We start from the raw sequence: 21,553 nt of genomic DNA, 5'->3' as shown, positions 1-21,553 counted from the left end.
AGCCGGGTTTTCCTACGCCTGGGGCGCGCCGATCCGCTCCCGCAGCCACGCCACGTCGCCGGCCTGGTCGGCCGCCTCGCCCGGCGTCTCGCAGATGAAGTCGGCGCCCGCGCCTGCCGCCGCGACCGCGACCGCGGCCAGCTGCTCCGGCTCGATCTTGCCCTGGCCGAAGTTCGCGTGACGGTCCCGGCCGGAACCGAAGCCGCCCTGCGAGTCGTTGGCGTGCACCAGGTCGATCCGGCCGGTGATGGCGAGCACCTTCTCGACGACGGTCTCCAGCTCCAGGCCCGCCGCGAAGGCGTGGCAGGTGTCCAGGCAGAAGCCCACCTTGTCGGCGTTCGGCGTCTGCCCGATCGCCGCCCACAGCTTCTCGATCGCCTCGAGGTAGCGCGCCATCGCGTGGTTGCCGCCCGCAGTGTTCTCGATCAGCAGCGGAACGGGCAGCTCGAGCCCCTCGACGGCCTTGCGCCAGTTCTCGAAGCCGACCGCGGGGTCGTCGTCCTTGGTCACGTGGCCGCCGTGCACCACGACGCCGGCCGCGCCGATCTCCGCCGCCGCGGTCACGCTCTGCTGCAGCAGCTTGCGGCTGGGGATGCGGATCCGGTTGTTCGCCGAGGCCACGTTGATCACGTACGCCGAGTGGACGTAGATCCGCAGGCCCTGCTCGGCGGCGCCCTTGGCCAGCGCCTCGGCGCCGCCCGGGAACGTCACGCCGGGCTTGGTCCAGGTCTGCGGATCGCCCAGCAGGATCTGCGCCGCGTCCCCGCCGCGTTCCGCCGAGGCGGCGAGCGGGTCGGCCTGGTCCACGGTCGCACCGATTCGAGTCACGGCACGACTCTATCCGGGTCCGCCGACAACGGCGGCGCGAAACTGTCGGTGGCGGTCAGTACAGTCCACCGTGAGCAAGGCCGAACAGGAGTCCGACCCCGGAGACGATCATGGCGCTGACGTTGATGAACCGCTCGGCGGTGGTGGCCGAGATCATCTGCGCCCAGAGGCCGGAGAGCAGCCCGAACAGGCCGGTCCAGGCGCCGACCAGGTGGGTCGAGGGGTACCAGGCGCTCACCGCGGCGACCACGGCCAGGCAGCTCGCCAGCAGGGTGAGCGTGTTGGCCATGGGGTGGCGGCGGCCGTCCGTGTTGAGGGTGAGGTGGTGGTGCCGGGTGGAAACGGTCTGGCTCATCGGGGAGACCTCCGTACCTGTCACGCGCTACACGACACTGTGTGGTTTTCCGCGTACTCAGTCGTCACTATCAGCCTGGATCGTCCCGATTTCAAGAGGCCAATCGGGTACCGGTACACTTGACCGATCCAGGTCTGCGCCGGGCGTCCGCCGGGCCTGCCCTGGATCGATGCATGACCCTCCTGTCGCGGAGAGCCCGCGGCCGTACGAGTCCATAGGAGGTGGGTACGCACATGCGTCACTACGAAGTGATGGTCATCCTCGACCCGGACCTCGAAGAGCGCCAGATCGCTCCGTCCGTCGAGAACTTCCTCGGTGTCGTCCGCAGCAACGGCGGCGCGGTGGAGAAGACCGACATCTGGGGCCGTCGTCGCCTCGCCTACGAGATCAAGAAGGGCGGCAAGAAGGTGTCCGAGGGCATCTACGCCGTCATCAACCTCAACGCCACCCCCGCGGTGGTGCAGGAGTTCGACCGCCAGCTCAACCTCAACGAGGGCGTGCTGCGGACCAAGGTCATCCGTCCCGACCAGCGGTAATGCCGCGTCGGGCACTGCTACGTAAAGCGGAAGGCGAGTAGGACCCCATGGCAGGCGAAACCGTAATCACCGTCGTCGGCAACCTGACCAACGACCCCGAGCTGCGCTTCACGCCCAGCGGGGCCGCCGTGGCCGGGTTCACCGTCGCGTCCACGCCGCGGACCCTGGACCGCGAGTCCGGCCAGTGGAAGGACGGCGACCCGCTGTTCCTGCGCTGCTCGGTCTGGCGCCAGTACGCGGAGAACGTGGCCGAGTCCCTCACCAAGGGCATGCAGGTGATCGTGCAGGGTCGGCTCAAGCAGCGGTCCTACGAGACCCGCGAGGGCGAGAAGCGCACGGTGGTCGAGCTCGACGTCGACGAGATCGGCCCGTGCCTGAAGTTCGCCACCGCCAAGGTCACCAAGGCCGGCCGCGGCTCCTCCGGGGGCGGCGGATACGGCGGAGGCGGCGGCGGGGACTGGGGCGGTAGCAACCAGTCCGGCGGCGGGTCCGTGCAGCGTAGCGGTGGCCAGCAGTCCGGCGGCCAGCAGTCCCAGCAGGAAGACCCCTGGGCCACCTCCGGTGGTTCGGGCGGCGGCTGGGGCGGCGGCTACTCGGACGAGCCCCCGTTCTAGATTGATCTTTCAGTAGGAGAGTAAGACACCATGGCGAAGCCCCCGGTGCGCAAGCCGAAGAAGAAGGTCTGCGCATTCTGCAAGGACAAGACCGAGTACATCGACTACAAGGACACGAACCTGCTGCGGAAGTTCATCTCCGACCGCGGCAAGATCCGTGCCCGTCGAGTGACCGGCAACTGCACCCAGCACCAGCGCGACATCGCCACGGCTGTGAAGAACAGCCGTGAGATGGCGCTGCTGCCGTACACCAGCACCGTTCGCTAAGGGAAGGGTAGGGATTAGAAAATGAAGCTCATCCTCACCCACGAGGTCACCGGCCTCGGCGCCCCCGGCGACGTGATCACGGTCAAGGACGGCTACGGCCGCAACTACCTGCTGCCCCGCGGCTACGCGATCACGTGGTCTAAGGGCGCTGAGAAGCAGGTGGAGACCATCCGCAAGGCCCGCAAGAGCCGCGAGGTCCGCGACCTGGGCCACGCCCAGGAGCTCAAGGCCGAGCTGGAGAAGCTCAACGTGCGCCTGGCCACCCGCGCCGGCGAGTCCGGCCGCCTGTTCGGCTCGGTCACCGTCGCGGACATCGCCGACGCGGTGACCCGCTCCGGCGGCCCGGCCGTGGACAAGCGCAAGATCGAGATCCCCACGCCGATCAAGACCGTCGGCTCGCACCGGGTCTCGGTCCGGCTGCACCCCGAGGTCTCCGCGACCGTGGGCGTCAACATCGTCGCCGCCTGAGGCGACAGTCGCATGACTGACTGACCGTCATCCGACGCGAGGTCGGTTTCCGGGCGCCGCTTTCATCCATTCGGAAGAAGGCGGCGCCCGGAAATTTTTGTGCACAGCCTGTGCGTCCCGGCCCCGGGGCGACGGCCCAGGCCAGGCCCCTGCGATCACCGGGACCGCGCGGAGCCCGCCGCGTCGTCCACCGCGGTACCCACAGGAGTGACCCGGTTTTCAACAGGCGCCGCCGTGTTATCCCCAGGTTATCCACAGGACGTGTGGATGACTGACTCGCTCTTGTGGGTCCCGAGCCCTACCGTGGTTCTTCCGACCCGCGCCGAGCCGATCCGAAGGAGGTCCCGTCATGCCCGCGTTCGACGGGACCGAGGGTCTGCCGCCGCTACCCGAGCCGCCCCCCGAGGACGGCTACGAGCCCGCCGGCGGCTACTTCCGGGACTCCGGCGGCTTCGGCGGCTTCGGGGGATCGGGCGGCGGCCGGGAGGGCCGCAACGGCTCCGCAGGGGGCGGTGGCGGCTACGGAGGCGGTGGCGGCGGTGGCGGCTATGAGCGCACCCCGCCGCAGGACCTCGCGGCCGAACAGGGCGTGCTCGGCGGCATGCTGCTGTCCAAGGACGCCATCCCCGACGTGATCGAGGTGCTCAAGGGCCGGGACTTCTACCAGCCCAAGCACGAGCAGGTCTTCGACGCGATCCTCGACCTCTACGGCCGCGGCGAGCCGGCCGACGCCGTCACCGTCGCCAACGAGCTGACCAAGCGCGGCGAGCTCTCCCGCGTCGGCGGCCCGGCGTATCTGCACACCCTGATGGACTCGGTGCCGAACGCGGCCAGCGCCGGCTACTACGCCGAGATCGTGCACGAGCGCGCGATCCTGCGCCGCCTGGTGGAGGCGGGCACCCGGATCACGCAGATGGGCTACGCCACCGAGGGCGACGACATCGACGAGATCGTCAACCGGGCGCAGTCGGAGATCTACAGCGTCACCGAGCAGCGCGCGGGCGAGGACTACGCCCCGCTGTCCGACATCATGGAGGGGGCGATCGACGAGATCGAGTCGATCGCCAACCGCTCCGGCGAGATGACCGGCGTCCCCACCGGCTTCGCCGACCTCGACTCCCTCACCCAGGGCCTGCACCCCGGCCAGATGATCATCGTCGCGGCCCGCCCCGCGATGGGCAAGAGCACCATCGGCCTGGACTTCGCGCGGTCCTGCTCGATCCGCAACGGCCTGACGTCCGTCATCTTCTCCCTGGAGATGGGCCGCAACGAGATCACCATGCGCCTGCTGTCCGCCGAGGCCCGGATCGCCCTGCACCACATGCGATCCGGCAACATGACGGACGACGACTGGGGCAAGATCGCCCGCAAGATGGGCGACCTCAGCTCGGCCCCGCTGTTCATCGACGACTCGCCGAACATGTCGATGATGGAGATCCGCGCCAAGTGCCGCCGCCTCAAACAGCGCCACGACCTGCGTCTTGTCATCGTCGACTACCTCCAGCTGATGAGCGGCGGCGGCGCCCGCCGCGCCGAGAGCCGCCAGCAGGAGGTCTCCGAGATGTCCCGTAACCTCAAGCTGCTCGCCAAGGAGCTCGAGGTCCCGATCGTCGCCATCGCGCAGCTGAACCGCGGTCCCGAACAGCGCACCGACAAGAAGCCGATGATGTCCGACCTGCGCGAATCCGGCTCCCTCGAGCAGGACGCCGACGTCGTCATCCTCCTGCACCGCGAAGCAGCCTACGAGGCCGAGTCCCCCCGCGCCGGCGAGGCCGACCTCATCGTCGCCAAGCACCGTAACGGCCCCACGGCCACCATCACCGTGGCCTTCCAGGGCCACTACAGCCGCTTCGTCGACATGCAGCAGAGCTGAGCGACCTCAGATGTAGGGTCCGCATTTCGATGTCAGAATCCGCGCGTCTGTGTCAGCTAAATGGCAGTTCTGACACTCGCTGCGGACGATCTGATCAGCGGCCTCACTCGTTCGGGTGATGTTCCGGCGGAACCCGGTGATGTCGCTGTCATCGTGCGAGATTGTGGGCATCGATGTCGAACTGGCTCGTTCTGTGAGGCGGAATGCCTGGTCGGATAGCGATATCGAGCGCCCGCATCCGTGCGAAGGATCTGCTGGGCGCAGAGACGATCGCGTGTGAGTTCACTGCCGCGCCGCTAACAGGGCTGCTGGCCGCCGGGCCGTGGCGGACATTCAGATGGTACTTCGGCCAGCGGCATTATTCGGGTTCGTACTGGGCGGCCACCGAGAAGGATCTTGTAATCTTCGAGTCTCGCCTGGAGTTGGCTAGTCTGCTCGCTGCGGACTTCGATCCGGGTGTCTCCCGGATCGTCGCGCAGCCGTTCTTGATGACGGCTCAGGTCGATGGCATCGAGCGGCGGCATGTTCCCGACTTCCTTCTGCTGACGGGGTCCGGGCCGTTGGTAGTGGATGTGAAGCCGGCGGCGATGCTGTCAAAGGACGAGGTGGCGTTCGCCCTCGGATGGGCACGAGCCGTAGTCGAGGACCGGGGTTGGCGATACGAGATCTGGAGCGAGCCATCGGCGGCGAGGTTGGAAAACCTGCGATTCCTAGCCGGATATCGCAGATCATGGCTCTTCGACCCGGTGCTGCTGACTCGCGTGCAGGCGGGGTTCGAGGACGGCATGACGCTTGGGGAGGCGTTTGGGGCTGGGCATCAAGCCGATGCGCGGCTCGTGCGGCCTGCTGTGCTTCACCTGCTTTGGTCAGGGTCGATTGTCACGGACATCGATCGGCCTCTGTCACCTACGAGCATCGTCCGGAGGGCGTTATGAGCAGGAGCGCGGTGCGACTTGGGGTGGGTTTGCGCCTGGTCTATGACGGTGAACTTGTCGAGGTGGTCGAGCTTGCCGCACAGCAGGCCGGAACCGATGTGGTCTTGCGGAGTGTGCGCGGGCATATGCTCCGAGTCTCTGTCAAGGAACTGCTGTTTTCCGACCGTGCACGGGTGGTAGCCGACGGCCCCGGGCCGTCCGGAGACGACGAGGACGAGTTGGCCTCCGTGATCGTCTCGAGGTTGACCGGCACCGAGCTTGCCCGGCTCGTGGAGCGTGCGGAGCATGCTCGGGAGGTATTGACGGGCTACCGGTCGGGGTCAGAGGAGCTGGCTCGGGACGGCGAGCCTCGGCCGGAGTACGACCCATCGTTGCCGCAGATGGCTCGGTATGAGGCGAAGGCCGCGGAACTCGGTGTGCACTGGCGCACGGTGCGCCGCTGGGTCGCGGACGTGGAACGTACAGGAGAGGCGGGTCTGGCCAGACCGATCCGAGAGGTCAGCGTGCTCGACCGCTGCGATGCCCGGTGGGTGGAGGCCGTGGTCGAGGTGTTGGTGGAGCATGTCGACCAGTCCAAGCCGTTGCGCAAGACGGTGCTGGAGCAGGCTGAGGCCCGGGTGATCGCGAGGTTCGGGGACGGTGCGGTGAAGTTGCCGGGCCGGTCGAAGGCTCATGAGGCGCTTGCGGCGTTGGAACGGCAGCATCCGACCTTCCGGCTGAGCACCAAGCGGAACCGGGATATCGCCGGGCGGCCGAGGGAGGTTTTCGGTCGGTTGCGCCCAACACGGCCGGGCGAGTACGTGCTGATGGACACCACGCGGCTGGACGTATTCGCTCTGGATCCGGTGACGCTGCGCTGGGTCAACTGCGAGCTCACCGTGGCCATGGACTGGTACACCCGGTGCGTCGTCGGGATACGCCTGACTCCGGTGTCCACGAAGGCGGTGGACGCGGCTGCGGTGCTCTTCCAGGCGTATCGGCCCCTGCCTACGCTGGCGCACTGGCCGAACGAGGCAGTCTGGCCAGAGCATGGCCTGCCCCGCTCGGTGCTGCTGGACCCCGCCGCAATCGACGGGCCGATGGCAAGGGCCGCGGGTCCGGCACTGGTGCCGGAAGCCATCGTGATCGATCACGGGAAGGTCTATATCTCGGAGCATCTGCGCAGCGTGTGTGCCCGGATGGGCATATCCATACAGCCGGTGCGGCTGCGAACGGGCCGGGACAAGGGGCCGATCGAGAGGTTCTTCAAGACCTTGAGGGAGGATCTACTGCACCGACTTCCTGGGTATAAGGGCCAGGACATTTTCTCGCGCGGGGAGCACCCGGAGCGCGAGGCGTTCTACTACATAGATGAGCTGCTCGACCGCATCCGCCAGTGGATCGCGGCCACGTATCACCACACGCCGCATTCAAGCCTGGTTGACCCCGGGGTTGCAGGGCTGCACCTGTCGCCGGCGCAGATGTTCGAGCACGGCGTAAGCCGCGCAGGTTACATCGAGGTTCCTCGCGATCGATATCTGGCGCTGGAGTTCTTAGAGACGAAGTGGCGCACCATCCAACCCTACGGGGTAGAGATCGACGGGCGGCGCTACAACGGCAAGGGTCTGTATCGGGACGGACGCCCGAGCCCCTACCCGGGTCGGAAGTGGCCGATCCAAGTCAACCCCGACGATATCGATCACGCATATTTCCGGGACCTGGACCGGGTGTGGCACCGGCTGGATTGGGAGCACGCGGCGGCGCGCGAGTTCCCGTTGAGCGCGGATGCGCTCGAGTTCGCGAGGACGCTGGCGGCCAAGAAGTACCTCCACCCGAGCGATCCGCTCGCAGTCAAAGACCTGCTCGAACGTTGGAGCCTGGGGCAGGGGGTGACGCTGGCCGAGCGGCGCATGGCACTGCGGGCGGCGCGAGACCAGGCCGCGTTCGCCCTTCCGGTCGAACAGCCCGCCGCCCCCGGGCAGACGGGCCCGGTCGATGAGGACTTGTACGGCGACGACGACGGGGCGGACTTCGCCGCACTTGAGACGGGCGCCGGGATCGTCCTCGACCGGACCGGTGAACAAGACTTCTACGCCGATGCGCTGGAGGACCTGTGAGTCTGGCTGCTGCGGAGGATCCGGCATGGAGGAAGTTGGCTCTTGACGACCTGACATTGACCAGGAAGGAGGGTTTCGCAGCGTTCGCCGAGGCTCCAGAACACCCCCGGCCGCCGGATCTGACCATAACCGAGGTCAAGGGGATGAAGGATGAGGCGGCCGACAAGCACAACCGGTGGCGCCGTAGTTATCTGTCCAACCTACGACCAATCAGGACAGATCAGGCCAAGGCATTGGTCGAAGACCTGGCTGACGTGTTCGAAGCTGGGTTGGACCAGCCGAACTGGGAGGCCAAGGGTATGGCCGCGGTCGACGCGTTTCCGGGCCTAGGCAAGACCACCGTCGGACTCTCGTTCGCCAAGAAGGTGCACAACGACCTGATCCGAGAGAACGGCCGATTCACCACAGCAGGGCAAGAGCGATGGCCCGTGATCCGGGTCGGAATGCGCGGCGATACTCGAGTGAAGGACTTCAACTGGGCACTGCTGGAGTTTTTCGCACACGCCGGGCAGCGCAGCGGCACGGCTAACTCGTTCCTCGCGCGGGCTCTGGATTGCGCGATCTCCTGCGAGTCGCGGCTCTTGCTCGTCGACGATGTGCACTTCCTGAAGTTCCGCTCGGCTCGCGGGACGGAGCTGGCTAACGAGTTCAAGACGATCGCGAACGAATTTCCGCTAATGATCCTTTTCATTGGCTATGACCTAGAGAAGAAGGGTCTGTACGACGATCCGCAGCTTGGGCGCAGGATCACGCCGCTGGGGCTGGCCCCGTTCACGATCGATCACGAGGCTGGGCGGATGCAGTGGCGCAACTTCCTACTGTCCCTAGAACAGCGGCTCGTGCTGGCGGGCAAGTGGGAGGGGATGCTGGCCGACGACCTATCTGACTACCTCTACGCCCGCTGTACCGGGCACATCGGTTCCCTGATGCAGCTGATCCGGCGCGGTTGCCTGCGGGCAATTCGAAACGGGGACGAGTGCATCACTGAGGCGTTGATGGCCGATGTGACTCTTGACCGAGAGGCGGCGGAACAGCGGGCGCAGTGGGAGGCATTGCTGGCCTCTGGCAAGAAGACCAGCAAGCCAAGGAGACGAGCGCGGCGGGAAACGTGAGCACGGTACGCACGATGCCGATCCGGCTGGCGCCGGTAGCCGGTGAGTCTTTGGACTCATGGCTTGAAGCGCTCTCGCATCGGCTACAGACCCGCCATGGGGATGTACTTGCCGCCCTGGGGCTTCCAGCCAGGGCCAGGAGCGGCAACCGGGACCTGGATCTGCCGTTCGACTGGACGATCGTACTGCGCGACCACGAGGCGGGCGCTCTAGCTCACGCCACCGGGGTCAACCCTCAGCAGTTGCATGCGATGACTCTCGCGGCTTTCGACGGCCGCGCTGTGTTGATCAACCGCGAAAGGCGACAGGTCAACAGGCGCCGGCTGTGGGGACGGGCAACTGGCTCCCGGTACTGCCCAGACTGCTTGGCAGAGAGCAGCGGGCGCTGGCAGTTGGACTGGCGATTGGGATGGTCCTTCGCGTGTGTCCGTCACCATCGGCTTCTCGCAGACTCATGCCCTCACTGCGCGCGCACCCCACGGCTTTGGCCCTTCTCCCGATACGGCATACCAACGCCTGGCTACTGCGGCTATCGGTCATCACGATCTGCTGACTCCGTCGATGTATCTCGATGCACCGGAGATCTGACCCTAGCTAAGACACTGTGCCTGCCCGAGGATCATCTCGCTCTCACCGCGCAGCGGCTCCTCTCTGACACCATCGAGAACGACCGGGCCGACTTTGGCTTGTACGCGAGACTTCCTCAACCCGCAGCCGTGGCGCTGTCCGATCTACGAGCAATCGCCGGCCGGATCCTGGCCAATGTCAACCCCGCCGACCTCTCGGCATGGGCTCCTAAGGACGTCCTCGAAGCCCACTTCACGACGTCGCCGGCAGGAATTCACCACCGGGCACAAGCCCGTCCTGGATTCATGGCACCGCCGACGGCTGCGATAACTGCAATCGCAGTGATCGCCACATTGCGGATTCTCGGCGAGACCCGACTGGCTCCGGCAGCCAAGGCCTTGCGCCCGCTGATCACGACGGTTCGTGACGGAACCGAGAAAACCACTGCTTCCAACATCGATACCTGGGGTCGGGGCACTGGCCTGGTTCTGCGAACAGTGCAGTTGGCCGCGCTCGGCCCGTCGCTGCGCCCCAGCGACCAGTTGCGCTTCCGCACTCTCGCCACGCCCTCGGCGCCCACCAACACCAGCGCAGAGATCAGCCGCCGTGCCTGTGCGCTTCCCAGCGAACTCTGGCCATCGTGGGTCGTCCGGCTCAGCCCTGCAGACGGTGCCTATCCGCGAATTCTGGCCCCGGCGCTTGCCGCATCGGTACTCCTGGTGGGCAGCAGACTCGAGCTCAACGCGGCCTCAGCGAGGCTCGGCGAGGCCTGTGACGGCTTAACCGTCTCTCGCGTGCTCCAACTACTACAGGAGAAGCAGTGTTGGGAGCCGGTGGCAACTGCCCTGATCCGTCTCGCGAACTACTTGGACAACCACGGCAGTCCCATCGACTACAGAAGACGGCGACGTCTGGACTACGCCGATTTGCTGCCTCCTGGGCAGTGGAAAGCGATCTGCCGCGAAGCGGGCTACCCTCCAGGCGGCGAACTGCGCATCCGTATCGCACGATGTGTCCTGTTCCGCCGCCTCAGCGGTATGCCACTCGAATCCGCACCCGAGTTCCCCATGGCTGGCGTAGCCGCCTTCCGGGCAGAAGCAGAACGTTTCGCCGCGTTGCGGACGCCACTACTTTCCCAAGGCCTTGACTACGCCTCAGAAACGTTCCTCGCCCAAAACGGAGTCCATGGCGAGGCGGTGAACTGGCACCCACCAACTGACCTTCTCGATGGCCTCGACCTTCCCGGAGCCGACCCTGCCGCCATCGACGTCGAGCGGCTGCATCGACTGGTCTGCGGACGCCGTAACGCGGTCGCAGCCGCTGCCAAGGTGTTCGGCACGAGCATCGAGGCGGTCCGTCTCACTCTTGAGGAATATCCGGCTCCACCTGCCCCACCCTCGGCGCGGGCCTGCGCCATATTGCTTGTGCGCGATGCAGTCAGCCAGAAACTCGCTCCGGACGAGTTCCGCCGCCGCTACATCGACGAGCACCAATCACTACGTGCCATCGCACTCGACGTTGGAGTTTCGAGGAACACCGTGGCCAGACTCGCGATAAAGCATGGCATCGAGCTGCGCGAAGGTCCCCAGGACTACAAGCGCCGTGGTGTCGTCGAACGAGATTGGCTATTCGAGCAGTACGTAACCCGCCGACGCACCCTCCCGGAGATCGCGCGCGAGAAAGGAATGAGCACCGCAAACATGGCCCGTTGGGCCCGCACCCACGGGATCCCACTGCGCCCTCGCGGCGGCGCCAGCCACCACAACGCCATGCACGGCGTCGACGCCGCTCCCGAAATCCTCTGGCCGCTCTTACATGGGGAATACGCGCTCGAACGTCTGCGCAGATTCGCCGCCGTAAGCGCCTACGACACGCTTACCGCCGCCGCTGCGACGCTGGGTACCACCCAGTCAGCACTCACGAGTCAGATCACGAGGCTGGAGCGCGATCTCGGCGAACCTCTTCTTGTCCGAGCCGAACGCGGCTCTGCCATGCAGCTTACCGAAACCGGACACGCAGTCCTGGCTGCTCTGCACCAGCTCGATGATCGCTAATGCTCCGTGCCACAGAATTGAAGGTTCAAGTTATCAGCGCCGAACTACCCGTTCCGCAGCACCAGTACGAGGGTCGGCGGAACTCGGCGCTCGGGTCCCCGAGTGCCATGCGTGGGAGATCCCGTAGACGAAGGCGAGTTCACGAGGAGGCCAGACCGAGCCCGCGGCACGGTGCGCTCCCAGCATCCGTCTTTCCCGGCTCCACCGAACCCACTTGACATGGGTTTAGCGATCCGCCCAGGGACCCAGCGCTTCTCGGCGAACAGAAACTGCCACCGGGTCTACGCGCGATCCTGTTCTGCAGTGTTGTCGATGGTGCGCACCATCGCGGGTCCGGGGTGTTCGATGGTGGAAATCGTCGGCGAGTCGTAGGTGAAGTCGATCTCTGCGTAGTCGCCGCGGTATTCGCGGGGCAGTTCGTTGTCGGCGATGATGACCTGCAACTGTCCGTTACTCACGCCGGCCAGGGCCCTGAGCCTGCGGTAAAGTGCGGCCGACAGTTCCTCGGAAGTATTCAGCGCCAGTCGAGGGCTGTCGAGCAGGAGGAACCCGGGGTATGGAACATTCTCGGTGAGCGCCACCGCGATCACAGAGGTCCAGTAGGCGACCTGGGTGGCGGTGATGATTCCGCCTCCGCGGCTGACGTTCTTGAACGGCTTGTCGTTGATCAGCGGTAGGTAGTTCGTTGGGTGGATACTCGCAGTTTCGGCGCCTGGGATACCCATGGCGGCTACAGTAGCCTGGAACTCCTCGTCGAGCGCTTCGAGAACTTCCTGGTGCCGGACGGCCAGGGCGCGCTCGGAATCGTCGATCGTAGCCTTGATGCCTTCACGTTCACGCCGCAGGTTCTGCACCACACGGGAGAGATCGTCGACTCGATCCCACTGGCGCATGACTTCCTCGAGTTGCTGTTGCTTAGCTCGGGCGGTCGCGAGGCGCTCTGAGCTATCGCTGAACGCCTGCAGGCGCGGGGTGATGCGTTCCGCTGTTCTGACCTCGAGTTGCTTGGTCAGGTCGTGCACGAGGCGCTCGCGATCGACCACCAATTCGGTGGTCTCCTCCAGCTGCGCCGCGATGAGGGCGAGTTGGTGGGCGATCTCTTCGAGCTGTTCTGCCAGTTGTCGTGCCTCGTACTGGTCGACGTCCTCGGTCGGTTCGATGGGGTCGTGCTGCAGGCATACGCGGCAGGCACCGTCGGGAACGGGGCGTTGGGTGAGCGACTGCATGCAACGAGGGCACACGGCGAACTCAATGTTCGCCAGGCGCGCACCTGCATCGCGCATCCGGTGGAGCCGGTCGAGGTCGGAGCGGACTCGGCGCTGTTCGCCTCCGTACTCGGCTTGCTTCCGCACAAGGTCGATCACCGTCGCACGCGCGGCGGCCAGGGCACGTTCGGATTCATTGAGCAGATCACGAAGCGTCTGGGTCTCCCGGTCGGAGACTGGGTCGATCTGTTCGCGCAGGGCTTGCAGCTCGAGCTCCGCCACTTGCTCAGCCTCGCGGGCCTGCTCGAGGGCAGCTTGAGCATCGGACTGCGTCGTGGTGTTACTTTCGCGCAGGAAGTCCAGCACCGTCTGCCGGGTGCTCTCAGCTGCCGAAACGTCGCCGGACATCGTGTTGTACTTCGAGCGCAGCCCCAAGATGGACGGGTCGGTCAGGCCGAACAGCAGCTCGAACACTGCCTTCCGCTTGGGCTCCCGGTAGGTCTCCTGGCTGTTGGCGATGTCGCGGTTGATGTCGGCCTGGGGCACGTACAGGAACGAGAAGATATCGGCGAACGAGATCCTCGTGCCGGCGCTGCTCGAAGCCCCGCGGGGCGCAGCTTTCAGATCGTCGGCGAAGCCTAGCGCCCCAAGCAGCAGTGTGTTGAGACTGGGTTGGCCGGAGTCGATGTGGTGATCGGGCAACCGCTCCCGGGTAATCAGGTCGATCACTCGCGCGACCTTGCTCTTGCGCGGGTCCACACTGCGTGAGATTTGCAGGCGCACCTGACCGATCGTGATGTTGAGCGTGACGTCCCTGACACTCTCCACGACGACCGGTGCGAGCATCCCGTCCCCGCCGAAGCCATATTTGACGGCTTCGAGCAGGGTGGTCTTGCCGACCCCGGTGCGTCCGGCCAGGACGGTCAGGTCCGAGGGGAATTCATAGTGGACCTGACCCTCGACAGTGTCGAGGGTGACCGCGTCGAGCCGAAATCTGGTGCTCATCGAATTACCTGCCTATGCGGTCGGTCCATCAGTGCGGCGAGGCGCTCGTAGATGAGCGCCTTCAGCGCGTTTCCCGTCAACCCGGATGACGCGTCGGCGACCGCCCAGCACCGGTCGCTTACCTGTTGCCACTCCGCCGATTCCGACATTGCCCGGGCCAGCCGACGGCCCTCGGCTGTCGGCGCGAGCGCGACGCTGCCCTTTCTGGCGGGCACGTATCTCAGCAGGCCCCGGCCGACGAGCGCGCCGATGACTGCGTAGTACCTGTCGTCCCACGGGCCGTACTTGTAGCGGGTCATTGGCGCCTCGACCTCCGCGGGGGCCTCGGTATCGGCTTCGGTCAGGTGCAACCGGCTATCCGCACCGTCGAGGCCGGCGAGGACGACCGGCGCGAAGGCGGGGTACCTGACGAGGAAGTCCAGCTTCGCGAGCTTCGTGAGGCCGTCAAGCTTTCTGGCGTGGCCTGGCGCGGCGGCTACCGCGTCTACGAGTAGGAGGACGCGGGCTTGATGATAGGCGAGATCTTCGCGGAGCAGCGCGAGCTCGAGTGCATCCAGTGTGGTCATGCGTCGCTCCCCGTGTCTGCGCGGAGCGACGCCAGCGCCGCATCGACGTCGAACCGCTCGCTGAACCATACCCGGCAGTGGTTCGAGAGCTCGCAGACCCCGCCAAGAAGTAGTTCGGCATCCATGTCGTCTGGAAAATCCGTGCGAGGTAGCTCCTCCAGGCGCCGCTGGAGCTCAGCCCACAGCACCGGCCCGCTGGCGGCCGCGATACCTCCGACCGCCTGGGTAGCCTCGTCGCTCACCTTCAGCAGTGTGCGCCGAAGGCGAGCCTGTTCAACGCGCGCACCAGCGTCGATTGCCATGCGCTCCGACCAATATTCCTGGTAGTCGGCTCGCAACTGCTCGGCGCGCTCGATGCTATTGTCGGTGCACGTTCCGGCAGCCATCTTCACCGCCACCCGGCTCGCGCGCTGCAGCCGCGGAAGCGGGCGAAACCCTCCTGGATTGCGCACCGCGACACGGATGGCAACGTCGATGTCCTGCATGGTGATGATCCGATCGACGAGAGACCGTTCGATTTCCTCGACGTTCGGCGCGCTGGCTCCGATCCGGTATGCAAGTACCTTCGGCAGTGCCGCGAGCGGCACCGGGCCGCCGGCGCGCATGCGGGCGCGAAAGAGCCTCAGGACCGCTTCCCAGATCTCCGCGGCCGGAGTATGAAGGCCGAGTCGATCGACAACGGGCTGGGCGAACATTGCGGGCGCGGCGAAGTCGGTGTGCTGGCGCCGTGCCTGGCCGTGGTCGATGCTCAAAACCGACATGAAGCGCGCCATCTGGTCCCGGTGCCCTGTGCCGGGGAAGTCACCCGAGAAACCACCCTCCCGCCAGTCATCCGGAAGCTTCGAGCGGTCCAGCGTGCCGCACGCGTCGTCCACGACACTGCGATGTTCGTCGGATACGGCGACCGCGGCACCACCCAGCCTAAGGTCGCGCAAGTACTCACAGGCCTTCTCTAGGTTCTGGGCCGGGCCAGCCGAGAGGCCCGGGGTGGTGACGAGTCTGCACGTCGGTTTGGCGCCCAAGGCCAACCACCTCCGGAATAGGTGGGCCAGACCGCCATCGTCGAACAGCTTCCTCAGCGTCGTGTAAGCCCCGTAGGCAGGGTCCTTGTGTTTCGCGGAGACCAGTTCCGCGTCCTGGCCCTGCAGGACAACCCAGTCTTCGTGGCGCTCGCAGATGATCCGACACGTGTCGTCGGTGATGCGCCCGTTAGCGTCGAGGGCCTTCACGTACAGGGCCATGCCGTCGGCGGCGGCCATGACCGCCTGCCACTCGTACCAGTCAGCTGTCTCCGCCCCCGCGTCATCCTCCGGATCCACGGTCATCACGAGCTGAACTGCACTCGCACCGGTTCCGCCTAAGTCCCCTGACACTCATCCAACATAGACCATCCGATAGGCGCCCAGCGAGAGGCGCGTGCAAGCGCATCCGCGATCCGAGCGAGCGCATCCTTGCAGATAAACGCACTCGAATGATCAAGCATCATCAGGCACAGGAGATCCTCTTAGTCTCATTCTCCACGCGTATCGCCGAGAGCTGCTCACGGCCCAGGGAGCGCGAGCGTGTTACGTACCGCGGAATTCCCTGCGGTTCCCTCGCGACGTGCCTCGTACGGGTAGCGAAAAATCAGAGCTCAGATTCCTCTGCACTCTCGCGGTCGGCACGCGAGCGCCACGCGGCGTTGGGGTCGCCTAGGGTGTCGAGCGCGAATCTGCACCAGGTGATCGAGGCGTTCAGGGCTAGACGGGCGTGGCGTGGCGCGAGCCCCGTCGGCAGTTCGACGCGGCCATGACCGGATCCTGCGGTGTTGCGCAGGGCGGCGAGGTCATTGGGGATGCCGGTGAGCTTTCCTAAAAGTCCGCGGACATGCGGGGAGGCATCCATCCCATCGCCGCTTTGTGGGTGGATCGCGAGCGCCGATTCGACCAGGTAGACAAGTCGCGGTACATCCGCGTCCGCAGGCGCGGTCACGGCGAGTTGCGCGAGGATGATCCGCGCGGTGGACTCGATCAACTCCTTAGCGATGCCGAGAGCGAGCATCGGATCATCGGGCAGCGCGTGTTCGATGCGCGCGAGTAGGACCTGCAGCGCACGCGGGTCACGAACTGCCTCGAGGCTGCCGCTGGCCAGCGTTGCGGCGGGCAGGCGGATACGCCCGGACTCCTCAATTCGGTAGCCGGTGCGCTCCAACTGCCTCTGCAGTCGCTCGGCCTTCACGCTGGCCCCGAACCGGGTGCGATGTAGCCACGTCAGTTCCTCAACAAGGCTCAGGAGCTTGAGCAGCGCGGCGGGATTCCCACCGTCGACCGCATCGATGCCGCGCTCCGCCTGGCTCCTCGGGTTCATATCGCCTGCCGCCCCGAGACCTGCGATCAATTTAATTCCGAGACCGGCGTTCTTCGGCAGTGGAGGATTCGGCATGAATGAGACTTGGAAGCCTGCGTCCTGGAAGAGCCGCCACACCTCATGGATCGTCAGATCGGCGGCGAGGTCGAGCACCGCAGAGCGCACGCCTGTCGGCAGCGCGGGACTCGGCATCGGGGCCACACGCTGCCGCGGAGAGTGATCAGATGGTGACACGGTCGCAGTCTCCCACGTGCTGGCACCCAGCACTGGAATCAATTTACGTCCCGCGCCGGGAATGAACGATCTGCGGGGCGTTGGCTCCGAGCGGGGCATGAAGACTCCACCGCCCTCGAATCGACAGATGTCCAACGTCCCGACTCCACTAAATCCAAGGCACACCACCCGGGGTGGATCAAGTTTGGCTGGTCCAAGACTTACTCAGGATCCGACTTGGGTGACTCGATCGGCTCGCGGCGCGCGGCGTCAAAAACCTCCAGAAGGCGCGAAGGCTCAATATCGAGGCCTCGGGCAAGGTTGAGCAGCGTGGTCAAGCTTGGATTGCGCTTGCCATGCTCGATGTAGACCACGCCTCGGAAGCTCAGCCCGCTCCGCCGTGCAAGCTCCTCAAGAGTGATTCCCGCGGCTTCCCGTATGCGTCGCACATGCATTCCGAGCGTATGCAACGTGGGATCCGGTGGGGTGGGTGGCACGACACTGACTGGACCATTCGCCCGTATTTGACCACCATGAACAGCTGTGCATAATTTCTACGGAATAGGCTGACGGCTGCTCGGCCGTGCAGTGCGGCCGGGGCCGGGCAACTGGGAGGTGGCGGCTCGTGCCCGCAGTACGGAAGTACCCGCCGGACCTGATGGACAGCGCGGTGCGGATGGTTCTGGACATCAGGCGCCAGGATCCGCAGCGCGCTGGGATCGTCGGCACGGTTGGCGATCTGATGGGGATTCATCCCGAGGTGCTGCGGCACTGGGTTAAGAAAGCCGAACCCGAGCCTGAGGCCGGCCCGGCGTCTCCAGCACCGGAGCGGCCGGTCAGTAAGCCCAGCGCGGAGCGCATCGAGAGCTTAGAGCGCGAGAACGCGGATCTGCGTCGCGCGAACCAGGTACTCAAGGCGGCCGCAGTGCTGTTCGCATCGGAACTCCAGCACACCGCGGCCGGGTGACTCAAGGTTGACACGCACTGTCAACGTTGGCGCGGGTTGGCGGGCTACAGGCGTCACCGGCCAACGTTGGCAACCGTGTCATCTAGCGCCGAGGAACACTCGCATCGCTCGTTCACGGCGCTCGTCGTCCAGCGGCTGCAGGAGTCTGCTGACGATGGCTCCGGACTGCTCGGCGCCCGCGGCCTGGCGTACGATGTCGGCGAGCACCTCGACGAACCGCGCGAGCACGTCCGAGTCGGGCATTGCCACGCGACCGACCACTTCGCCGACGTCGAGCAGCAGCGGGATCAATTTCGAGTCGTTCCTGGTCACCGCCGTCCACACGAGCAGCCTGCCGACCGCGCCCGCCCGCTCGAGCGGCGGGCTCGCCCAGGCCAACCCAGTAGCCGCGGACAGCGCCCACGCCGCGACCGTCTCCCGCTCCGTCTGGGGCTCGAGCGCGCGCATCAGCTTCATGTACCGCTCCCAGCCCTGCCGCGGCGGGGCCCAAGTCGCCGGCCGTGAGAGCATCAGCGCTCCGTAGCCGTCGGCGCGCCACTGTTCCTTGGCGCAGATGGCTTCCAGGCGCTCGATGATTGGTAGGTCCACGGCGCGCGCATCGACGAGATCGTCGAGTGCACGCGAGTAGTCCTCGCGGCTGATCACCGCCCGCTGGGCTTGCAGGCCGAGCAGGTCCAAGGTGCCGAACGACGCCACGCCCTCGGCGCGCGCGACCTGGCGCAGCGCGAAGTCGTCCGCCCACAGCGCTAACCCGCGCTCCTTCGCGGTGCGAACCGCCTCGGACCAGTTACGCTCCACTTCGGCCGCAGTCTCGGATGCCTGGACGGGCTCGACGAGTTCAAGCCGCCCGGCCAGGCTCCGCGCCTGCTCGGCCCACTTCTCGACGGTCTCCTGCGGGATTTCGCTGAAGAACGGGCGGTTGGCGTGTGGGTCCCAGCCGAGCGTGCCGGTCGCGCGTACCGCGAGCGCAGCGCGCGTGTTGAGGACGTCGTCACGCTGGGTCGCGGGCATCAGCACGCGCGCGAACCACGCTGTGATTTTGTCCGCTGACAGGGCGAGGTGTTCGAGCAGGTAAAGGGCGCTGGTGTCGATCACTACGCCGGTGTTCTCGAGCGCGTCGGCCGCGGCTTGGCGCTCGATCGCCACGAGCGCAGGATCGGGGGTGGCGATCACGTAGCATCCGAGGCTGTTCTTGATCAGTGACTCGGCGTATGAGCGGCGTCCGGTCGCGGTCATGAGCTCGTGCGGGTAAATGCCAAGCCAGACCATCGGGAAGATCTGGGCGAGGGCCTGCGATCCAGGCGCCATGTGCTCACGCATGAATTCGACGAGGCCGTCAAGGTTCTCCCCGGTATCGACCTGCTGCCACCGGGGGGAGTCGAAGCGGGTGAAGAACGACTGCGAAAGCTTCTGAAGGCGCTGCACCACCTCGTCGGGCATGACAGTATCGGCCGAGGCGAGGCTCGCCACGCTCAACACGGCGCCTAGGATCTCCTCGTCCTCCGGCCAGTCCTGGGCAACGGCCAGGGCGCGTTCGACCAGGGCCGGCGGGGGCAGTTGCGGTTCGGGGAGGTTTCCCTCGGTGTGGAGCAGGGTTAGCAGGAGCATGGCTTGGCCGCGCGTGGCGGCGGGGAGCGGCTCGGGCTGCTGCAGGACGGCGAGCGCGCGGGCCGTGTCACGTAGGTTGAACAACGCAAGTGAGCGCAGCCAGCGGTACCCGGTCACGTGCTGATCGCGCAGCGCGTCGCTCCGGTCGAAGTCGCGCTCGTCGATCAACTGCTGGGCAAGCGCCTCGGCGGTGCTCCACCGCCCCGAGACGTTAGCTACTTCCATCCGGATCTCCAGCGCGCGCCGACGGATCTCGTCGTTGGGGTCACCCACCAACTCGGCGGCGATGTCCTCGGCGGCCTGGAGCTTGTCTGTGCGCAGCGCCAGCGCCATCGCCTGCACACGCAGGAACCGGTCCGCCAGACGCCTTCCCGCCTTGTCGAGCAAGTCGATCGCGTCGTCGGTACGCCCCGCGGCCTCGGCGGCCTCAACCGCCAGATAGATAGCAGGGTAGGAATTGCGGTATTGCCTAGCCCGGGCTAGGGCGGCCAGCGGCCGTCCTGAGTGCAACTCCAGTGTCGCCTCGACCATGTCCGCAGACTCAGGGCTCGCCTCGCGCACCAAGCGCAGCCCCTCCTCGAACGCCAGCTCGGTGCCCGGGTCCTTCCACGGCTTGAGCGGCGCCAAGACGAGCACAGCCCGCAGGATCTGGTCGACACGCTGCCCGGCCTCGCGAAGCGCAGCCATGAGACAGTGTTCAGCCTCGGCCTCGTTCCCGGGATCCAGCAAGAGGGCGAAGGCGCGCAGCAGTGCACGCTCTATGGGGTCGCTTACCCTGGCCGCCAGCCGGGCGGCAAGTGCGCCGTCCCTGGCAGTGACCGCGGCTCGGCTCGCGATCACCAGCACGTCGGAATCGGCCGCCTCGGCGTCGGTGGCCTGCCCATCCGGGATGGGCAGCACGAGGCGAAGCGCGCCGTGAGCGTCGCCAGCGAGAAGGCGCGCCTGCCCGGCGATCGCGAGCGCCTCCCCTGCCGGACCGAACCAGGACCGGCGCATGTCGCGGGCGCGTAGCGCGAGGGACTCGACCTCCGCCCACGCCCCCACCGCGTCGCGCCGAGCCCCAGAGGCGGCTGGGTCGCTCTGGCGCTGCAGCATCACGCGTGCCTTGAGGATCAGTGGGCTCGACATGCCCGGACTGTGTGCGCAGGCGGCCTCGGCTGCGCGCAGCGCGCCGTTGGTATCACCGCGCGCCTCCAGCACCGCGCCAAACACGACCAGCAGTTCGGCGCGCAGGGCGGCCAGGATCTGCGGGTCGGTCTCGCCGAGTTCCTCAAAGCCCGCGCGGCTCGCCGCCAGTGCGGTCTCGGGCCCGACCGGCGCTGACTCGGTACCGGGAGCGGGATCGAAATCTGTCGCGAGCGCATAGAGCGCCGCCGGGGCTGCGTCGTGGACGCGCTCAAGGGCGGCGGCGTCCGCCCGCGCCACCCCGAAGTCGATCACAGCGGCCAGGAACGCCGCGACCGGCGCGGCCACCGTCCCGGCCTGCTCCTCAAGCCTCTGGATCGCCCCGCTGCGCCGCGACGGCTCATCGAGCGCGACCCCCCGGTCGTCGGTTCCGCAATTCGCGAAGCACCAGGCGCCGTACAGCCCGTAGATCGCGGCGCCGATGTCGTCACCTGCCGCGGCGCGCTCGCGCGCGGCGCGCTCGTAGGCGGGGATCGCTTGAGCCGAACCGTGGCTGTCGGCGAAACGGGCGAACACCGCCCAGGCTTCGCCGGTCTCGTCATCGCGCAGCCACTGCGGCGGGCGGTGCCGGCTGCGCCCGAGCCAGCCCGCTGGTGCCTCGGCGCGGGCGGCGAGGTCGCCCAGGGCGCTCGCCGCCCGCGCCGGATCCACGCGCCGCAGGCGGGCGAGGTAGGGGTGCACCGACGGGGCGAGCCTGGCCAGAGCGGCGGCGCTCGTCGCCGGATCCGGAACCTCGGCGGGGGTGTCGGGGGC

The 21,553-nt window shown here is 66.7% G+C and carries 18 protein-coding genes and 1 pseudogene; 11 read left to right on the top strand and 8 right to left on the bottom strand.

The genetic code is table 11. The features are described 5' to 3' along the window. Window positions 1-12: 12 nt before the first annotated feature. Both KDK95_RS25415 and KDK95_RS25410 read right to left on the bottom strand, forming a co-directional pair. Window positions 13-828 (bottom strand): deoxyribonuclease IV, encoded by an 816-nt coding sequence (locus tag KDK95_RS25415; protein WP_212520807.1) that lies wholly within the window; start codon window positions 826-828, stop codon window positions 13-15. Window positions 829-883: 55 nt separating this feature from the next. Then, the gene (locus KDK95_RS25410) at window positions 884-1,183 is read right to left on the bottom strand and encodes a hypothetical protein (protein ID WP_212520806.1); all 300 of its coding nucleotides are present in this window, start codon (window positions 1,181-1,183) and stop codon (window positions 884-886) included. 233 nt (window positions 1,184-1,416) lie between these two features. Here KDK95_RS25410 and rpsF point away from each other — a divergent pair, with 233 nt between their 5' ends. The 10 genes and pseudogenes from rpsF (at window position 1,417) to KDK95_RS25365 (ending at window position 11,705) form a co-directional block, all read left to right on the top strand. Then, window positions 1,417-1,719, top strand: coding sequence for a 30S ribosomal protein S6 (gene rpsF, locus KDK95_RS25405; protein ID WP_212520805.1), 303 nt, complete (start codon window positions 1,417-1,419; stop codon window positions 1,717-1,719). Window positions 1,720-1,766: 47 nt separating this feature from the next. Next, complete coding sequence (locus KDK95_RS25400; protein WP_212520804.1) at window positions 1,767-2,333, top strand: single-stranded DNA-binding protein; 567 nt, start codon at window positions 1,767-1,769, stop codon at window positions 2,331-2,333. Window positions 2,334-2,363: 30 nt separating this feature from the next. Next, window positions 2,364-2,600, top strand: coding sequence for a 30S ribosomal protein S18 (gene rpsR / locus KDK95_RS25395; RefSeq protein ID WP_212520803.1), 237 nt, complete (start codon window positions 2,364-2,366; stop codon window positions 2,598-2,600). Window positions 2,601-2,621: 21 nt separating this feature from the next. Beyond that, window positions 2,622-3,068: a 50S ribosomal protein L9 gene (gene rplI, locus KDK95_RS25390; RefSeq protein WP_212520802.1), complete on the top strand. Its 447-nt coding sequence runs from the start codon at window positions 2,622-2,624 to the stop codon at window positions 3,066-3,068. Between the two features lie 349 nt (window positions 3,069-3,417). Continuing rightward, window positions 3,418-4,941: a replicative DNA helicase gene (gene dnaB / locus KDK95_RS25385; RefSeq protein WP_212520801.1), complete on the top strand. Its 1,524-nt coding sequence runs from the start codon at window positions 3,418-3,420 to the stop codon at window positions 4,939-4,941. A 203-nt stretch (window positions 4,942-5,144) separates the two neighbouring features. Next, window positions 5,145-5,876, top strand: coding sequence for a TnsA-like heteromeric transposase endonuclease subunit (locus KDK95_RS25380; RefSeq protein ID WP_212520800.1), 732 nt, complete (start codon window positions 5,145-5,147; stop codon window positions 5,874-5,876). Next, window positions 5,873-7,972, top strand: coding sequence for a TnsB C-terminal domain-containing protein (locus KDK95_RS25375; protein ID WP_212520799.1), 2,100 nt, complete (start codon window positions 5,873-5,875; stop codon window positions 7,970-7,972). The genes KDK95_RS25380 and KDK95_RS25375 overlap by 4 nt, the downstream gene beginning before the upstream one ends. Window positions 7,973-8,007: 35 nt before the next feature. Further along, complete coding sequence (locus KDK95_RS25370; protein WP_212520798.1) at window positions 8,008-9,084, top strand: TniB family NTP-binding protein; 1,077 nt, start codon at window positions 8,008-8,010, stop codon at window positions 9,082-9,084. A 14-nt stretch (window positions 9,085-9,098) separates the two neighbouring features. Beyond that, window positions 9,099-9,518, top strand: a pseudogene (locus tag KDK95_RS38360) (TniQ family protein); the annotation flags it as partial. A gap of 282 nt (window positions 9,519-9,800) precedes the next feature. Continuing rightward, window positions 9,801-11,705 carry a LysR family transcriptional regulator gene (locus tag KDK95_RS25365; protein ID WP_307844647.1) on the top strand — a complete coding sequence of 635 codons (1,905 nt, stop codon included), beginning with the start codon at window positions 9,801-9,803 and terminating at the stop codon, window positions 11,703-11,705. A 281-nt stretch (window positions 11,706-11,986) separates the two neighbouring features. Here the strand turns inward: KDK95_RS25365 and KDK95_RS25360 are convergent, their stop codons facing one another. From KDK95_RS25360 to KDK95_RS25340, 5 genes are all read right to left on the bottom strand, one after another. Continuing rightward, on the bottom strand, window positions 11,987-13,915 hold the full coding sequence (locus tag KDK95_RS25360) for an ATP-binding protein (RefSeq protein ID WP_212520796.1): 1,929 nt from the start codon (window positions 13,913-13,915) through the stop codon (window positions 11,987-11,989). Further along, on the bottom strand, window positions 13,912-14,481 hold the full coding sequence (locus tag KDK95_RS25355; protein WP_212520795.1) for a hypothetical protein: 570 nt from the start codon (window positions 14,479-14,481) through the stop codon (window positions 13,912-13,914). Before KDK95_RS25355 ends, KDK95_RS25360 begins: the two co-directional genes overlap by 4 nt. Then, window positions 14,478-15,809 carry a hypothetical protein gene (locus KDK95_RS25350; RefSeq protein ID WP_212520794.1) on the bottom strand — a complete coding sequence of 444 codons (1,332 nt, stop codon included), beginning with the start codon at window positions 15,807-15,809 and terminating at the stop codon, window positions 14,478-14,480. The genes KDK95_RS25355 and KDK95_RS25350 overlap by 4 nt, the downstream gene beginning before the upstream one ends. 298 nt (window positions 15,810-16,107) lie before the next feature. Next, window positions 16,108-16,980, bottom strand: coding sequence for an abortive infection family protein (locus KDK95_RS37890; protein ID WP_212520793.1), 873 nt, complete (start codon window positions 16,978-16,980; stop codon window positions 16,108-16,110). A 281-nt stretch (window positions 16,981-17,261) separates the two neighbouring features. Then, window positions 17,262-17,495, bottom strand: a complete 234-nt coding sequence (locus KDK95_RS25340) for a helix-turn-helix domain-containing protein (RefSeq protein WP_249161866.1) — start codon at window positions 17,493-17,495, stop codon at window positions 17,262-17,264. Window positions 17,496-17,665: 170 nt separating this feature from the next. Here KDK95_RS25340 and KDK95_RS25335 point away from each other — a divergent pair, with 170 nt between their 5' ends. Then, the gene (locus KDK95_RS25335; protein WP_212520791.1) at window positions 17,666-18,007 is read left to right on the top strand and encodes a transposase; all 342 of its coding nucleotides are present in this window, start codon (window positions 17,666-17,668) and stop codon (window positions 18,005-18,007) included. A 78-nt stretch (window positions 18,008-18,085) separates the two neighbouring features. On the opposite strand, the gene KDK95_RS25330 is transcribed toward KDK95_RS25335, so the two are convergent. Then, window positions 18,086-21,481, bottom strand: a complete 3,396-nt coding sequence (locus KDK95_RS25330) for a PIN domain-containing protein (RefSeq protein WP_212520790.1) — start codon at window positions 21,479-21,481, stop codon at window positions 18,086-18,088. Window positions 21,482-21,553: the final 72 nt, after the last annotated feature.

Source organism: Actinospica acidithermotolerans (assembly GCF_018139625.1).
In the GTDB taxonomy this organism is placed as follows: domain Bacteria; phylum Actinomycetota; class Actinomycetes; order Streptomycetales; family Catenulisporaceae; genus Actinospica; species Actinospica acidithermotolerans.
Note: the sequence above shows the minus strand (reverse complement) of the source record. Positions and strands in the feature narration are given on the sequence as shown.

Coding starts and splice junctions, on each gene's coding strand:
- KDK95_RS25410 (WP_212520806.1), bottom strand. CDS start 1,183: ATGAGCCAGACCGTTTCCACCCGGCACCACCACCTCACCCTCAACACG.
- rpsF (WP_212520805.1), top strand. CDS start 1,417: ATGCGTCACTACGAAGTGATGGTCATCCTCGACCCGGACCTCGAAGAG.
- KDK95_RS25400 (WP_212520804.1), top strand. CDS start 1,767: ATGGCAGGCGAAACCGTAATCACCGTCGTCGGCAACCTGACCAACGAC.
- rpsR (WP_212520803.1), top strand. CDS start 2,364: ATGGCGAAGCCCCCGGTGCGCAAGCCGAAGAAGAAGGTCTGCGCATTC.
- rplI (WP_212520802.1), top strand. CDS start 2,622: ATGAAGCTCATCCTCACCCACGAGGTCACCGGCCTCGGCGCCCCCGGC.
- dnaB (WP_212520801.1), top strand. CDS start 3,418: ATGCCCGCGTTCGACGGGACCGAGGGTCTGCCGCCGCTACCCGAGCCG.
- KDK95_RS25380 (WP_212520800.1), top strand. CDS start 5,145: ATGCCTGGTCGGATAGCGATATCGAGCGCCCGCATCCGTGCGAAGGAT.
- KDK95_RS25375 (WP_212520799.1), top strand. CDS start 5,873: ATGAGCAGGAGCGCGGTGCGACTTGGGGTGGGTTTGCGCCTGGTCTAT.
- KDK95_RS25360 (WP_212520796.1), bottom strand. CDS start 13,915: ATGAGCACCAGATTTCGGCTCGACGCGGTCACCCTCGACACTGTCGAG.
- KDK95_RS25355 (WP_212520795.1), bottom strand. CDS start 14,481: ATGACCACACTGGATGCACTCGAGCTCGCGCTGCTCCGCGAAGATCTC.
- KDK95_RS25340 (WP_249161866.1), bottom strand. CDS start 17,495: ATGCATGTGCGACGCATACGGGAAGCCGCGGGAATCACTCTTGAGGAG.